This window comes from Micromonospora sp. NPDC050980, assembly GCF_040653835.1.
GTDB lineage: Bacteria > Actinomycetota > Actinomycetes > Mycobacteriales > Micromonosporaceae > Micromonospora.
On sequence record NZ_JBFAGS010000011.1, the window covers coordinates 1 to 14,938 of the forward strand.

The window sequence follows — 14,938 nt, forward strand, 5'->3', positions numbered from 1 at the left end:
GGTCGCGGATCTCTACGTCTTCGGCGGGGCGGCCATGGCGTTGGCCTACGACGCCCGCCGGGCTACCCGTGACATCGACGCGGTGTTCCAACCCCATGGCATTGTGCTCGATGAGGCTCGTTCGGTAGCGGATGAACTCGGCCTGCCGCACTGGTGGCTCAACGAGCAGGCGAGCGCCTATGTCGCTCCCGGAGGCGACGCGACGGCGCCGCGCGTATTCGATCACCCAGGGCTGCGAGTGGCGGCGGCCTCGCCGGAACATCTGTTGGCCATGAAGGTGCTTGCCGCACGACGGAGAGACGCCGAGGATATCCACTTCCTGGTTAACCAACTCGGGTTGACCAGCACGGAGCAGGTCCTCGCCCTGTGCGCGGAGATCTTCCCGGAGGAAGAGATCCCAGGACGGGCGAGACTTGTGCTCGACGATGTCTTCGAGGACTCGTAGCTCCCTCATCGGGCTTCCAACGCCGCGCGGGAACGCCGCAAACGCAGCGGCAACGGCTTACCGGCGATCGTGGCGGTGTGGTTCGCATGGTGGTACCTCCGGCCCACCGACCGATGTCATCCAGCTTTCGGCCTGCGCTTTTTGGTTCGCATGGTGCCCGGAGATATAGGCTGGGCTATAGTTGGTCCCATGCCTCACGGCTCCGATCGTCGCTGGGCGATCAGAACGACCAGCGATGTCCGCGACTGGTTGCGCTCGCTTCGCCAAACCGATCCGGCGGCCTACCGGTCGGTCAACGTGGCGATCGACATGCTCGCTGATGCCGGTCCGGGGTTGGGGCGTCCACTGGTCGACACGCTCAAAGGTTCGAACATCAGCAACCTCAAGGAGCTGCGACCGAGGTCTGGGCGGGAAGTCGCCATCCGGGTTCTGTTCGTCTTCGATCCCTGGTCGCAGGCGGTGCTTTAGTGGCCGGCAACAAGGCCGGCGATTGGTCTCGATGGTATGTGGAAGCGATCCCGGTCGCCGAGGTCGCGTACGAGGGCTGGCTCGCCTTCGAGAGGAAGCGGAGGGAGGGCTGATGGGCGACTTCCATGACTGGGACGACATCCGTGCCGAGTTGCACGACGGGGACGACGACGCGCTCGACGAGGAGCGCGCCCGCACCGAGGCGTGGGTCAGCGCGTTCCACCTTGCCGAGGAGCGTAAGCGGCTCGGTCTCACTCAGCGGCAGGTGGCCGAGTTGATGGGGGTCACACCGGGCCGGGTCAGCCAGATCGAGAACGGCGACCTGGAGGCCAACGAGGTTGCGACCCTGAGCCGGTACGCCCGAGCGCTGGGCGCCCGTATGCGGATCATCTTCGACTACGGCAGCGATCTCCGTCAGATCGCCTGATCCTGCGCCGGGCTGTCAGGCCGCGCTCGTGACCGGCACATCCACAGCGGCAACGGGTCACCGGCGATGGCCGCCGATTGGTTCGCATGGTGGCGCCTCCGGCCACCGAAACGGACACCCAAACGGAGGGTCCGCGAGCCGTAAGCCGCAGCTCAAGACCGATGCTTCGGCGGTGCTGCCACGCCCCGGGGCCGGACCCCCTCTCACCGGGACGGTCCGGCGAGCGGTCCCGCAGCGCCGCCACGCGGCTCCACATGGGCGTTGTGCGCTTGGTGGCGGAGGGGTTCGAGAGCTTCGGCGAGGCGGGGTTCGACCTCGTCCGGAGGGGACCCGACGTGCTTAGCGATCTCGTGGATGTCAGCGTCGTGCAGGTGTCGGAGCTCGATCAACCGACGTCGCTCGGGACGAAGCTGGCCGAGCAGCTCGTGGATGAGGTCGGTGGTTTCGATCTCGAACGATTCGTTCTGTAATCGTGCGGGCAGGATCGCTTCCATCGGCTCGGTGTCTCGTTGGTGTGGGATGTGATCGAGACGGACGCGGCGGCATCCCATGCGTTGAGGCTTCCGCCGAGGGTGACTGCCGGACGACAAGGGGCGGCGGGGTGGCGCCGGCCAGCCATGGGTCCTCCGAGGGCATCGATTCCTGATCCGGACGCTCAACGGGCGGGCAGGGGGCCGGGTCGCGATACGAACTCAGATAGGTCATAATTCTGACCGGTTGCTATAATGGCCGTTATGGAGACCATTCCCATCACGGAAGCCAAGGCCCGGATCGCCGAACTCGCCGATCGGGTCGCCCGGGAACACGACCACTTCACGATCACCCGCAACGGCCGCGCCGACGTGATGCTGATCTCGGTGGCCGAGTACGAGTCGATGCGGGAGACGCTCGACCTGCTGTCCGACGACGAAACCCTCGCAGACCTGCGCCAGTCACGGGAGGACTTCGCCGCCGGCGACACGTTCTCGGTGGACGAGGTTCGGGTCGAGTTGGAGCGACGTCGAAGCAGGGCGGCCTGATGCCTCCGGCGCACGAGCGCACCGACGAGCCGCTCAGCCCGTACACGGTGATGTTCTCCCGGCAGGCTCGCCGCAACTTACACGAGGCCCTGCCGTTGGAGGTGGCGATCGCGGCGACGGAAACCATCCAGCGGGCGATCGCGGTCAACCCGTATCGGGTGGGCAAGCCTCTCGACGAACCCTTCGACGGCTTCCACTCCGCCCGGCGTGGCACCTACCGGATCGTCTACCGGATCAACGAGGCGAAACGAGTCGTGGAGATCCACTCGATTCGCCACCGGCGCGACGCCTACCGTTCGTAGCGCCCACGGTCTGGGGGCGGACGCTCACCGGTGAGGTGCTGGGGAGGCACAACGCCTACGGCAGCCGCTGGACGGTAGTCGCACCGTTCGCCTTGATGGGCGGTCTTCGCCGGTGGTACGTGGACCCCTGCGGCTACGAGGTCGTCACCGTCTACGGCGGCTGCCACCCCTCGGCAGACCCTACCTGTGGAGTTGGTGGAGACGCAGGCTCGACGACTGTGGAACACGGCAGCCCTTGATCGCTTTGCCGGCCGATCGGACGGTGCTCGCTCCCTGCCGGGCGAGAGCGCCGCTGAGTTGAACGACCAGGACCCGAAACCGTTCGTATGGACCCGCACCGCCGACGAGATCCTCGAATCCCTCGCCGCGTGCTGCAGACGAATTAACGACTCGGGACACTAGAGCGCCGTCAGCGTCGACGAGTGCGTCGCGACGTACACCGCAGGTCAGGGTTTCGACATCGTCGCCGACAATGTGGGCGGCGCGACGCTCGACGCCTCGTTCGCGGCGGTGCGTACCTATCGGGGACATGTCGTCAGCGCGCTGGGGTGGGGTTCGCACTCCCTCGCCCCACTGTCGTTTCGCGGCGCGACCTACTCCGGAGTGTTCACGCTGCTGCCCATGCTGACCGGACAGGGCCGCGAGCACCACGGGGAGATCCTGCGCGAGGGCGCGGCGCTGGCCGACACCGGCGCGCTGCGTCCACGACTCGACCCCCGCCGCTACACCCTCGACACGGTCGGGGAGGCGCACGATCTGGTTGCCCGGGGCGCCGGGGAGGGCAAGGTGATCGTCGACGTGGACGCCTGACGGCGCTCCTGCGAGGAGCAGGGTCAACGCGCGATGTCGCCATCAGTACGAGACACCGGCTGGCGATCGTGGCGGTGCGGTTCGCATGGTGGTGCCTCGGCCCGCAGACACTCGGTCTGCCCGCTAGGGCGAGCCCCCTCGGCAGCCCTCATGCTCGGCACGGCCTCGCCCGCTTGCGTCCCTGTGCCACACTCGGGGACCGGAGGTGGCCGACATGTTTGGTCGCAGGCGCAAGCGTGAAACACCGTCCGAGCCCCAGTTCTCCATCACGCCGCTACCCTCCCAGACCGCCGCTCGGCAGGCGGCGTCGGGCGGCGACCCGGCCGAGATGAACCGGCTCGGCAACCTCCTCAAGCTCGACGGCAAGATCGACGAGGCGGTCGAGTGGTATCGCCGGGCCGCCGAGGCGGGCAACAGTGACGCCGCTGCCAACCTGGGGACAACTCTGATGTCCCAGGGCCGCAACAAGGAGGCCGCGCAGTGGTTCCGGCGCGCCGGTGGGCCGCTGGGTGAGGCGTTGGCCGACCAGTTGGAAAGCGAGCCGGACGGCCCTCCGGCCCGTTGAGCGGCATTCCCGACCCCTGGGGGTCACCGCTCTATTCCGCGCTGATCGCCGTCTGCGCGGAGGCCGAGAGGCGCCATACCACATACGAGAAGACAGGTCGTCTTTCCGATCTGGAGTCGGCTGCCGCCCTGTTCAGCAGGGTGCTTGCCCACGCGCACAACGTCGACGTGCGCAGCGCCGCGATGAACGGGCTCGGCACGGTGCTGTGGTCACGGTACGAGCGGTTCGGCAAGCCCGAAGATCTCGACACCGCGATCCGGTTGTTCCGGGAGGCGCTGGCGATGTATCCGGACGAGCGCACTCCGGTCATCCCGTCGTTCCACGCCAACCTGGCCGGGGCGCTGCGGTTGCGGTGGCGCCGCACCGGCGACGAGGCCGACCTGGTCGCGTCGGTCGCGGAGGTGCGTGCCGCCGTCGCGATGACCGCGGCCGGCCACCCGCAGCGGGCGTGGCGGCTGAGCAACCTGGCCGACGGGCTGCTCGCGCTGTCGTTGCGGCACGACGACTCGTCCGCGCTCGTGGAGGCCGTCGACTGTGTTCGCGAGGCCGTGCGGACTGCCCCGCCCGGCGATGAGCTGGCCGGCATGCGGTCCAACCTGTCCGAGGTGTTGCGGCTGCGCTACCGGTCCACCGGCGGGCGCGACCGTGCCCTGCTGGACGAGGCGGTCGAGCAGGGCCGCGCGGCTCTGGCCGCGGCGCCGCGGCACCCGTTGCGACCGCGCTTCCAGGCCAACCTCGCGCTGGTGCTGCTCGACCGGTTCAACGCGCGGCGCCGGCCGGCCGATCTGGCCGAGGCCGCCGACCTGGCGCAGAAGTCGGTCGACGCGACGCCCGAGGGGCACCCGAATCGCACCGAACGGTTGCTCACCTTGAGCGGGATCCGGCGGATGGAAGCGACCCGCGGACGGCCGGGGGCAGGGATGGTGCAGCTCGCACGGGACGCGGCAGCCGCCACCCCGGACGGCCACCACCTGCGCTCCGACACGCTGCTCAACCTGGGCTGGGCGCTCGCGTTCGAGGCGGCGTCCGGCGACGACGCCGCCTGGGACTCGGCCCGGGAGGTGTTCCGTCGGCTGGCGACCGACCCTGCCGTTCAGGTGCGCGCCCGGGTGACCGCGGCCTGGCAGTGGGCGAACATCACGCTGGTCCGCGCCGACCTGGCCGATGCGCGGCGCGCGTTCGACCTGGCGGTGACGCTGCTTGCCCGTACGGCGCCGCGCCAGGTGACCCACGCCGACCGGGAGCGGCAGCTCGCCTCCTTGTCCGGCTTGGCCCGGGACGCCGCGGCGTGCGCCGTGCAGGCGGGTGATCCGGTGGACGCGCTGCGCCTGCTGGAACACGGCCGGGGGGTGTTGCTGAGCCAGGCGCTGGACACCCGTGCGGAGCTGACCGGTTTGCGCCCGGATCTGGCCGAGCGGTTCGTGTCGTTGCGCGCCGCGCTGGACCGGCCGGAGGGCGCGGGGTTCAGCGCGAGCGCCGACGCGGGCCCGGAATTGCCCGGCGAGGACCGGCACGCCCTTGCCGCCGAGTGGGACGCGCTGATCGAGGAGATCCGGGCGCTGCCGGGCTTCGCCGCGTTCCTGCGGCCACCGCCGGCCGACGACCTGGTCGCCGCGACCGCCGGCTTCGGCCCGGTGGCCGTGCTGAACATCAGCGGGCTGCGTTGCGACGCCCTGCTGATCGACGGCGGCGTCCGGGTGTTGCCGCTGCGGTTGACCCTCGATGAGGTGACGCAGCGGGCTCTGCGGTTCCGGGCGGCGGTCGCCGAGCGGGCGGACGAGACGCTGGAGTGGCTCCGGACCGAGGTGACCGGTCCGGTACTGGACGCCTTGGCCCCACCGCCGGGCAGCCGGCTGTGGTGGGTGCCGACCGGCCCGCTCACCACGTTGCCGCTGCACGCCGCAGCCGCCGACCGGGTGGTGTCCTCCTATGCGCCGACGGTTCGCAGCCTGGTCACCGCGTGGCAGACACCGCCGGCCGGCCCGGTGTCCGAGCCGCTCGTCGTGAGCATGCCCACCACTCCCGGTCTGCCTCCGCTGCCCAGCGTGCTGGCGGAGACCGCGATGCTGCCACCCGGTCGGGTTCTGACCGGCGAGCACGCCGTCCGCCAGGCGGTGCTGGAGGCGCTCCCATCCCATTCCTGGGCGCATTTCGCCTGCCACGCGGTAAGCGCCGCGGACGGCTCGGCCGACGGTCACCTCGCCCTGCAGGATCAGCTCACCGTTGCGGACATCGCCCGTCTGCGCCTGGAGAACGCGGCCCTCGCCTACCTCTCCGCCTGCGACACCGGCGTCCCTCAGGACGATCTCAACGACGAGGCGCTGCACGTGGCCGGCGCGTTCCACATCGCCGGTTTCCGGCACGTGATCGGCACTTTGTGGTCCATCAAGGACAACGTCGCGGCGGAGGTGGCGGCGGGTTTCTACGCCCGTCTGGGCACCGCCGACGATGCGGCCACCGCCCTGCACGAGACGTTGCGCGAACTTCGGGCGGTGCACGAGCCCGCGTTGTGGGCGCCGTACATCCATGTCGGCCCGTGACACCATGACCGGCGTGACCGATCGACGAGACGACGCCGACCGTGGCACCACCGAACTCATCCTCGGTGCCCTGGCCGGCTCTGCCCTGCTGCCCTTCCTTCAGGCCGTGGCGACGAAGGCGGGCGAGGACGCCTACCAGGCGATCCGCGACCGGCTGCCCCGGCGCGGCCGTCGCGGGGCGCAGGCCGAGCTGGACGATTCCGGCGTCGTGAGCCTCGCCGCCCGTGACGCTCGGGTGGTGCTCCAACTGCCGGAGCGGGTCACCCAGGTGATGGCGGCCCGCTTGGAGAACGTACGCCTGCCGGTCGACCGCACCGGCTGGGCGGTGGTGAGTTGGGACGAGGCGCGGTCCCGTTGGGTGGTGGAGCACGCCGCCGAGCCACCGCCGTCGGCGACCTCGGTCGAACCGTGAAGCGGGGCACGGCCGGCGTCGAACCCCGTCGTGCTGGTGGCGCTCGTGCTTGATATGCAAGTAACAGCTTGCCTATAATTCTCGGGTGGGCGATCTGTATCAGGCGCTGGCCGACCACACCCGCCGTCTGATCCTCGACGAGTTGACCGAACGCGACGGTCAGACCCTGTTCGAAATCTGCGGCCGGTTGGCCAGCCGGCACCATGTCGGCTCGTCCCGGCAGGCGATCTCCCAGCACCTCGACGTCCTGGAGGCCGCCGGCCTGATCGTCACGCGCCGGCAGGGGCGCTACAAGTTCCACCATCTCGACACCCGGCCGCTGCGTGCCATCGCCGAGCGATGGCTCGGGACCGAACCGCGACAGGAGAAGCCATGAAGATCAACCTGACCAGCGTGTACGTCGACGACCAGGAGAAGGCGCTGCGCTTCTACACCGAGGTGCTGGGCTTCGTGAAGAAGACGGACGTGCCGACCGGCGAGCACCGTTGGCTGACGGTCGTGTCACCGGACGCGCCGGACGGCGTCGAGCTGCTGCTGGAGCCCGACGCGCACCCGGCGGCCAAGGCGTTCAAGGAGGCGCTGGCCGGCGACGGCATCCCATTGACGCAGTTCGCGGTGGACGACGTCGCCGCCGAGCACCAGCGGTTGCGTCAGTTGGGCGTGTTGTTCACCCAGGAGCCGGTCGACATGGGCCCGGTGGCGACCGCGGTGTTCGACGACACCTGCGGCAACCTGATCCAGATCGCGCAGTACAGGTAACGGCGTCAGCCCAGCCGGTCGAGCAGGTCGCGGCTGCGGCTCACCACCAGCGCGGTCGCCTCCGGGTCGTACGACGGGAGCGAGCTGTCGGTGAACAGGTGCCGGTCGCCCGGGTAGACGAACAGTTCGCCGCGCTCCGGGCCGACGATCGACACCAGCTCCCGAGCGGCGTCGACGTCGCCCTCCAGCCCGAAGAACGGGTCCCGCTCCATGCCGTGGACCTGCACCGCCGCGCCGTCGGGCCAGGGGCCGATCGCCCATTCGCCGGTGACCGGCAGGCAGGCCTCGTAGAGCAGGGCGGCGCGGGCGCCGGGTCGGGTCTGGGCGAGCCGCTGGGCGATGGCGGCGCCCCAGGAGACGCCCGCGTACACCAGGTCCGGGCGCTTGTCGGCGGCGATCCGGTCGGCGCGCTGGTCGAGGACGTCGCGGCCGATCCGCTTGGTGAGGGCAGACCCTTCCTCGACGCTGGCCGGCAACTCGCCGTCGAAGAGGTCGGGGACGTGCACGGTGTGCCCGCCGCCGGCGAGCGAATCGGCGAGGGCCCGGACGCCCTCGGTGCACCCCTGAAGGTGGTGGAAGAGGAGGATCTCGGCCATCTCTAGACTCCTGACTGTCGAACCAGCATCATCGAACGAACCAGAATATTAGAACGGTCGAGAAATGTCGGTCAATCAGCGGGTCCCGGACTACGACCTCGACGACCTCCTCGTGGTCACCGCCCCGGAGCAACTGCGCGCGCTCGCCGACCCCCTGCGCGGCACGCTGCTGGAGTTGCTTCTGGAGCGCGCCGCCACGGTGAACGAACTCGCCGCCGCCGTCGACCGGCCGAAGAGCAGCGTGGCCTATCACGTGAACCAGTTGGTCGACGCCGGTCTGCTGCGGGTGGTGCGCACCCGCCGGGTCCGGGCCGTCGAGGAGCGGTTCTACGGCCGGGTGGCCCGCACCTTCTACGTCGGCGCGCTCCACCGTCCGGAGGACAAGCAGGTCGTCGCGCGGATCAACGGCCTCGCCGAGGCCGCGGCGGAGGCGGCTGCCGCGCACGCCGCCGACGAACTGCGGTGCACGCTGGTGCACGCGCGCATCCCGATCGAGGACGTGCGGGAGTTCTGGGCCGAGGTGCAGGCGCTCGCCCGGCGGTTCGCGCAGATCCCCCGCGCCGGCGACCAGGTGTACGGCTTCGCCGCCGGGCTCTATCCGACCGACGCCCCCACCCTGCCCGACGCCGTCCCCGCTGCCGACCCCCCGGCCTGACCGCCCCGCATCGGACCCCCGGGGCCGCGGCGGGGCGACGACCGGGGCAGGCTAGCGTCGGAGCGTGAGCACCGGATCCCCCCGCGTCCTCCCGGCCGGCGGCGGCATCGACGAGGCCGCCGCCGTCATCCGCGCCGGCGGGCTGGTCGCCTTTCCCACCGAGACGGTCTACGGGCTGGGCGCGAACGCGTTGGACGCCCGGGCGGCCGCGCGGATCTTCGAGGCGAAGGCCCGGCCCAGCTTCGACCCGCTGATCAGCCACCTGGCCGACGCCGCCGACCTGCCCGGGCTGGTCGGCGCCGTGCCGCCGGCCGTGGCCGCGCTGGTGCAGCGGTTCTGGCCCGGCCCGCTCACGCTGATCGTGGACCGGCCCGCCGCGATCCCGCCGATCGTCACCTCCGGCCTGGACACCATGGCGGTCCGGGTGCCGGACGAACCCGCCGCTCGGGCGCTGATCGCCGCCGCCGGGGTGCCGGTCGCCGCGCCGAGCGCCAACCGGTTCGGGCAGCTCAGCCCGACCCGGGCCGAGCACGTGGTGGCCGGGCTGGGCGGCGCGGTGGACGTCGTGCTCGACGGCGGACCCACCCGGTGCGGCATCGAGTCGACGATCGTGGACGCCCGAGGCGCGCAGCCGGTGGTGCTCCGGCTCGGCGCACTGCCGGTGGAGGCGCTCATCGAGGCGGCCGGACCGGTCGAGGTACGCCAGGGCAGCTCCGGCCAGCCGGTCGCGCCCGGGACGCTGGCCGCGCACTACGCCCCGCGTACCCCGTTGCGGTTGGACGCGGTGGCCACGCACGACGGCGGCCGGCGGGGGTTCCTGGCCTTCCGGGAACCGCCGGCGGACGGCGACTGGGCGGCGGTGGAGGTGCTGTCGCCCGACGGGGACCTGACCGTGGCCGCCGCGCGCCTCTTCGACGCGCTGCACCGGCTCGACGCCACCGGGGTCACCGAGATCGTCGCCGAGCCGGTGCCCGACGAAGGCGTCGGGCGGGCGATAAACGACCGGCTGCGCCGGGCCGCCGCGACCTGGCGTTGATCACGTCGCCGGCCGGGTCCCGGGCTGCGGCAGGTGGTCGACCAGCCGGGTCAACGCGCCGTTGGCGAACGTCGCGCCGAGCGCCGACCCGGTGGCGATGGTCCAGCCCACCGGGCCCAGCGGGGTGCAGCCGAAGAACTGGCTGACCCCGGGCGTCTGCACCACCACGACCAGCACGCCGACCGACGCGGCGGTGGCGGCCAGCACGGTGGGGCTGGTGCCGCCGGCCAGCACGGTCTGGCCGAGCTGGGTGCCGATCAGCGAGGCGAGTGCCACGGTGCCGGCGCGACGTCGCGTGCCGGTCCACCGGGCCAGCGTCCAGCCGGCGGTCGCGCCCAGCGTGGTCGCCGTGGCCCGCAACCCGATCTCCCGGGTCATGGTGGCGCCGAGCGACGAGTCGGGGCCCTCGCGCAGCAGGTGGTCGGCGCGGTCCTCGGCGGGCGGGCGGACCGCGATGGCCAGCGCCGGCGCCAGGTCGGTGAGCAGGTTGACCAGCAGCAGTTGCCGGCCGGTCAGGGCGGACCGGCCGGTCGAGGCGGCGGACAACACACTGAACGCGATCTCGCCGAGGTTGCCGCCGACCAGGATGCTCAGCGCGTGCCGGACCGACGACCACATGGCCCGCCCCTCGACCAGCGTGGCGATGATCGTTTCCAGCCGGTCGTCGGTGACCACCAGGTCGGCGGCGGCGCGAGCGGCCGGGGTGCCCCGCTGGCCGAGCGCGATGCCGACGTCGGCCAGCCGGATCGCGGGGGCGTCGTTGGCGCCGTCGCCGGTCATCGCCACCGTCCGACCCCGGCGCTGCAACGCCTGGATGATCCGCACCTTGTGCGCCGGCGTGCAGCGGGCCACCACGTCGGTGCCCATCAGCCCCTCGGCGAGCGCGGCGTCGTCGAGGCGGTCCAGGTCGGTGGCGGTCACCACCCGCTGCCGCCCGTCGTCCGGGCTGATCGTGGCCGCGATCGCCTCGGCGGTGGCCGGATGATCCCCGGTGATCATGATGGTGTGCACGCCGGCCTTGCGGATCCGCTGCACCGCCGGCCCGGCGCTTTCCCGCACCCCGTCCGCCAGCGTCAGGAAACCCACGAAGACCAGGCCGTCCACCTGCTCGTCGGTGACCGCGTCGGTCGAGACGCGGCACTCGGCCAGGGCGAGGATGCGGTGCCCGGCGCCGGCCCGGGCGGCCAGCATCGCTTGCACCTCCTCCCGGCCGGCCGCGTCCAACGGCCGGTCACCCCCGGCGGTACGCCGGGACGCGCAACGCGGCAGCACCGACTCGGGCGCGCCCTTCACGCTGAGCAGCGACCCGTCAGCGGTGCGCCCGACCGTGGCGCTGTAGCCCCGGGACGGCTCGAACGGCAGCCCCCCGGTCGCGGTCCACTCCGCCAACCCGGTGCGCTCGGTCACCCCGGCCGCTCCAGCGCCCCGGCGTACCGCCCGGTCCGTCTGCTGCGGCAGCTCGTCCGGGTCGGCGGCGGCCGGGGTGGCGCGCAGCGCCGCGGCCAACGTCGAGCGGAGCGAGTCGTCCAGACGGTCCGCCGGGGCGTACCTGTCGTCGCCGGTGCCCACGCCGGCCAACAGCAGCTTCCCCTCGGTCAGGGTGCCGGTCTTGTCGAAGCAGAGCACGTCCACCCGGCCCAGCGCCTCGATGGTGCGGGGATTGCGGACCAGCGCGCCGTGCTCGGCCAACCGCCGCGCCGCCGCCAGCTGCGCGGCGCTGACCAGGAACGGCAGCCCTTCCGGCACCGACGCCACGGCCAGGTTCGCGGCGGTCGCCGCCGTCTCGGCCAGGGGTACGCCCCGAAGCAGCCCCGCCCCCGCCACCGCGATCGCCGAGCCGGCCGCCAGCGGCACGGCGCTCCTGGTCAACGCGCCGAGTCGCGCTTCGACCCCGCTGGCCGGCGGGGCCTGCCGGGCCAGGGCCATGCTCCGACCCGACTCCGTCGCCGCGCCGGTCGCCACCACCACGGCGGTGCCGTGCCCGGCCGCCACGGTGGTGCCCTCGAAGAGCATCGAGTGCCGCTCGGCGATCGCCGCGGCGACCACCGGTTCCGGGCTCTTCGCCACCGGCAGCGACTCGCCGGTCAGCGACGACTCGTCCGCCTCCAGACCGTCGCTGGTCAGCACGCGGCAGTCGGCCGGTACGGCGTCACCGGAGCCGACGCTGATCACGTCGCCGGGCACCAGATCCTCGGCGGGCACCACCTGTTCCGTGTCGTCGCGCCGCACCCGGGCGGTGATCGCCGAGCGGGACAGCAGCTCGGCCAGGGAGCGTTCGGTGTTGCGCTGGTGCACCGCGCCGATCAGCGCCGAACCGCCGACCAGGCCGCCGACCAGCGCCGCGTCGACGATCGAACCGAACGCGGCGGACAGCACCGCCCCGGCGGCCAGCACCGGGGTGAGCGGGTTGGACAGTTCGTCGACGAACGCCCGCAGCAGCCCGGCCGGCCCGTGCCCGTCGCCGGTCTCCGCTCCCCGCCGGCGCCCGGCCTCCTCGTCGGTCAGCCCGGTGGGCCGGGTGCCGAGCTGCGCCAGGACGGTCTCCACCGGCATCAGGTGCCAGGCGGTGAGCGGGGGCACCGGTGTGCCGGTGCGGTCCGGGAGCCGGCGGGCCCGGAAGACGCCGTGTGCGAACGCGACCGCGCCGGCCCCGTTCACCGCCGCCATGGTGCGGGCGGGCAGTTGTCGCCGGTCGGCGGTGAACGCACCGAGCGCGCCGAGCCCGCTGCCGGCCATGGCGAGCCGGATGTTCTGGCCGGTCATCCGACGGGCGACGCCGGCGGCGTCGATGAGCAGGGCGGGGATTCGTAGGTCGTCGCCGACCAGCAGGTGTGCCCCCCACGGGGGCAGGTCGTCCGGCGCGGACACGCCGAGGCCGCAGTCGGCGGCGGCGAGGGCCGACCGATCCCCGGAGACCACGAGCACCACCGCGCCCTCGCGTTGCAGGTCACGCACCGCGTCACCGAGTCGGGACCCGCCCGGCACCCGCCGGTCGGCGACGTCGTACCGGCCGTCCTCGGCACCGCCGATCACGAGCGTGAATCCGGCCTGGCGGGCGGCGGACACCAACGCGTCCACCCCGGGGGCGGGTTCCGGCTCGACCCGCAGCACGGCGGCGAGCCGGCCGTGCTGCGCCAGGCCGAGCAGTGGTGCCCCGTCGGCACGCAGCCGCTCGCTGTCCGGGGTGTCCCCGGGGTTCTCCGCGTCGAGGCGGTCCAGCGGCCCGATCCGCCACCCGTCGTCGGAGCGCACGGCGTGCGGGGCGGCCGGCTCGAACAGGGCGAACGCGCGGGCGGCCACCTGTCGGGTGTCGGCCCCGGTCAGCGGCGCCAGGTCGGCCAGCACGCCCCGGTCGGAGCCGAGCACCGCGGCGTCCAGCAGCACGGTGTCGATGCGGTCCAGTTCGCGCAGCACGCTGCGATCCATGGCGATCACGCCGCGCCGGGCCAGCATCCGGCCGAGCTGCGCCGCGTACCCCTCGCGACCGTTGCCCGGCGCCTTGGACAGCGAGGAGAGCGCCAGCGCCGCGGCGCGCTTGCCGCCGGCCACCGGAATCGCCGCGGCGCCGGCCACCGCGCCGGCGGCGAGCATCCGCTGCACGTAGCGCTCGGCCGGCCCGTCCGGGACCGGGCAGGGCCGCTCGCCGTCGGGCACCCGCGCGACCGCCCGGTCCGGGTCGCCGGTCAGCCCCGGTTCGGCCCGGCTCCAGGCGGCGAGCTGGGCCCGCGCCTCGCCCCACTGCACCACCCGTTGCGCGCCGTCGAGCACGATGCCGGCCCAACCGCCGGTGAGGCCCTGCACCACCGCCTCGGCGAGCGGGAACAGCACCTCGGCACGGGGGTCGGCACGGAGGCCACGGTCGGCCAGCGCGTGCAGTTTCGGATGCAGGTCGACGGCGGTCAGCAGGCCCGCCACCTCACCGGGAACGGGGGTGAACGGCAGAATCCGGGTGGCCGCGGAGATGGTCAGGCCGAGCGCGTCGGAGGCGAGCGCGCCGAGCGTACGGGGGGTGCGTGGGCCCTCCTCGGGCGGATGCGGCGGCGGGATCTCCGGGTCCGGCTCGTAGGGGCAGGTCCGCTCGGCGCGAGCCACCGTGTCGATCAGCTCGCGCAGCTTCGGCGCCGGCTCGTGGGTAGCCACCACGACACGCCCGGACGGCGCGTTCACCCGGGCCCAGGCGACCCCCGGCACGGCTTCCAGCGCCGCCTCGACCTGCCGGGCCAGCCGGTCCCCGCCGTCCTGGCACACGCCGTGCACCTCGATGTGGTGTCGGCCGTCCCGCGACCACACCCCCCGCCGGCTCAGGCCGCTCAGCCGGGCCAGCCGGGTTGCTGCGGCACCCACGGTCCCCGCCGCCTCGGCGACGCCGGGCGGCACGGCGACGCCGGGCAGCGCCGACCCGACGGTACGCGCCACCCGCGCCACGGCGTCCGGCACGGCGGCCGGCGACATCAGGAGACCGGCGAAGCCGTACGCCATCTCGCCTCCCGGAATCGTCCCGGCGGCCCGACTTCCCGGCGCGGCGTCCGTTATGCCCGGCGGGTGGGTGGAGTTTCCCCGTGGCCCGGGGCATGGACGCCGACGGCGGTGGAATGCCGGTGGGGTCGATGCCGTCGCGCAACCGGGGAGGCAGGATGAGCACGCTGACGCGAGACCTGAGCGGAGCGCGGGAGACGGTCCGGGCGTACAGCCGCCGGGTGGACGTTCCGCTGCTCGGTGAGGTGGCGGTGCCCCCGCCGGACAAGCTCGCCTACTACGCCGGCGTCGGGGTGCTCGCCGCGCTCCAGGTCATCGAGTGGCCGCTCGCCCTGGTCATCACCGCCGGTCACGTCCTCGCCGATCAGCACGCCTCCGGTCTGGCGAAGGGCGTCGGCGAGGCGTTGGAGACCGCCTGACGAGACCGG

Annotated in this window: 15 protein-coding genes and 2 pseudogenes; 14 read left to right on the plus strand and 3 right to left on the minus strand. The window is 72.9% G+C overall.

Annotated features, from left to right (window positions below; all coding sequences use genetic code 11):
- From AB0H28_RS17960 to AB0H28_RS17970, 3 genes and pseudogenes are all read left to right on the plus strand, one after another.
- A partial coding sequence (locus AB0H28_RS17960; protein WP_358040895.1) for a DUF6036 family nucleotidyltransferase occupies positions 1-445 on the plus strand: 445 nt, incomplete at its 5' end.
- Between the two features lie 189 nt (positions 446-634).
- Positions 635-1,026: pseudogene (locus tag AB0H28_RS17965) on the plus strand (type II toxin-antitoxin system RelE/ParE family toxin).
- Positions 1,026-1,340, plus strand: coding sequence for a helix-turn-helix transcriptional regulator (locus AB0H28_RS17970; RefSeq protein WP_358040898.1), 315 nt, complete (start codon positions 1,026-1,028; stop codon positions 1,338-1,340). The pseudogene AB0H28_RS17965 and the gene AB0H28_RS17970 overlap by 1 nt, the downstream one beginning before the upstream one ends.
- 203 nt (positions 1,341-1,543) lie before the next feature.
- Here the strand turns inward: AB0H28_RS17970 and AB0H28_RS17975 are convergent, their stop codons facing one another.
- Positions 1,544-1,834 (minus strand): sigma factor-like helix-turn-helix DNA-binding protein, encoded by a 291-nt coding sequence (locus AB0H28_RS17975; protein WP_358040901.1) that lies wholly within the window; start codon positions 1,832-1,834, stop codon positions 1,544-1,546.
- Between the two features lie 240 nt (positions 1,835-2,074).
- On the opposite strand from AB0H28_RS17975, the gene AB0H28_RS17980 reads away from it, so the two are divergent.
- From AB0H28_RS17980 to AB0H28_RS18015, 8 genes and pseudogenes are all read left to right on the plus strand, one after another.
- Positions 2,075-2,359: a type II toxin-antitoxin system Phd/YefM family antitoxin gene (locus tag AB0H28_RS17980; protein WP_358040904.1), complete on the plus strand. Its 285-nt coding sequence runs from the start codon at positions 2,075-2,077 to the stop codon at positions 2,357-2,359.
- Positions 2,359-2,661: a type II toxin-antitoxin system RelE/ParE family toxin gene (locus AB0H28_RS17985; protein ID WP_358040907.1), complete on the plus strand. Its 303-nt coding sequence runs from the start codon at positions 2,359-2,361 to the stop codon at positions 2,659-2,661. Before AB0H28_RS17980 ends, AB0H28_RS17985 begins: the two co-directional genes overlap by 1 nt.
- Positions 2,662-3,105: 444 nt before the next feature.
- Positions 3,106-3,471, plus strand: a pseudogene (locus tag AB0H28_RS17990) (zinc-binding dehydrogenase); the annotation flags it as partial.
- Positions 3,472-3,685: 214 nt separating this feature from the next.
- Positions 3,686-4,036 carry a tetratricopeptide repeat protein gene (locus tag AB0H28_RS17995; RefSeq protein ID WP_358041415.1) on the plus strand — a complete coding sequence of 117 codons (351 nt, stop codon included), beginning with the start codon at positions 3,686-3,688 and terminating at the stop codon, positions 4,034-4,036.
- Positions 4,033-6,576, plus strand: coding sequence for a CHAT domain-containing protein (locus tag AB0H28_RS18000; RefSeq protein WP_358040910.1), 2,544 nt, complete (start codon positions 4,033-4,035; stop codon positions 6,574-6,576). The genes AB0H28_RS17995 and AB0H28_RS18000 overlap by 4 nt, the downstream gene beginning before the upstream one ends.
- A gap of 13 nt (positions 6,577-6,589) precedes the next feature.
- Positions 6,590-6,988, plus strand: a complete 399-nt coding sequence (locus AB0H28_RS18005) for a hypothetical protein (protein WP_358040913.1) — start codon at positions 6,590-6,592, stop codon at positions 6,986-6,988.
- 85 nt (positions 6,989-7,073) lie between these two features.
- Positions 7,074-7,364: a helix-turn-helix domain-containing protein gene (locus tag AB0H28_RS18010; RefSeq protein WP_358040916.1), complete on the plus strand. Its 291-nt coding sequence runs from the start codon at positions 7,074-7,076 to the stop codon at positions 7,362-7,364.
- The gene (locus AB0H28_RS18015; RefSeq protein WP_358040919.1) at positions 7,361-7,747 is read left to right on the plus strand and encodes a VOC family protein; all 387 of its coding nucleotides are present in this window, start codon (positions 7,361-7,363) and stop codon (positions 7,745-7,747) included. Before AB0H28_RS18010 ends, AB0H28_RS18015 begins: the two co-directional genes overlap by 4 nt.
- Positions 7,748-7,752: 5 nt before the next feature.
- Here the strand turns inward: AB0H28_RS18015 and AB0H28_RS18020 are convergent, their stop codons facing one another.
- Positions 7,753-8,343 (minus strand): dienelactone hydrolase family protein, encoded by a 591-nt coding sequence (locus AB0H28_RS18020; protein ID WP_358040922.1) that lies wholly within the window; start codon positions 8,341-8,343, stop codon positions 7,753-7,755.
- Between the two features lie 64 nt (positions 8,344-8,407).
- Here AB0H28_RS18020 and AB0H28_RS18025 point away from each other — a divergent pair, with 64 nt between their 5' ends.
- Together AB0H28_RS18025 and AB0H28_RS18030 are read left to right on the plus strand one after the other, a co-directional pair.
- Complete coding sequence (locus AB0H28_RS18025) at positions 8,408-8,998, plus strand: helix-turn-helix domain-containing protein (protein ID WP_358040925.1); 591 nt, start codon at positions 8,408-8,410, stop codon at positions 8,996-8,998.
- 64 nt (positions 8,999-9,062) lie between these two features.
- On the plus strand, positions 9,063-10,034 hold the full coding sequence (locus tag AB0H28_RS18030; protein WP_358040928.1) for an L-threonylcarbamoyladenylate synthase: 972 nt from the start codon (positions 9,063-9,065) through the stop codon (positions 10,032-10,034).
- Here AB0H28_RS18030 and AB0H28_RS18035 read toward each other — a convergent pair whose 3' ends face one another.
- Entirely contained in the window at positions 10,035-14,513 is a 4,479-nt protein-coding gene (locus AB0H28_RS18035) for an HAD-IC family P-type ATPase (RefSeq protein WP_358040931.1), read from the minus strand.
- Between the two features lie 113 nt (positions 14,514-14,626).
- Here AB0H28_RS18035 and AB0H28_RS18040 point away from each other — a divergent pair, with 113 nt between their 5' ends.
- Entirely contained in the window at positions 14,627-14,929 is a 303-nt protein-coding gene (locus AB0H28_RS18040) for a hypothetical protein (RefSeq protein WP_358041418.1), read from the plus strand.
- Positions 14,930-14,938: the final 9 nt, after the last annotated feature.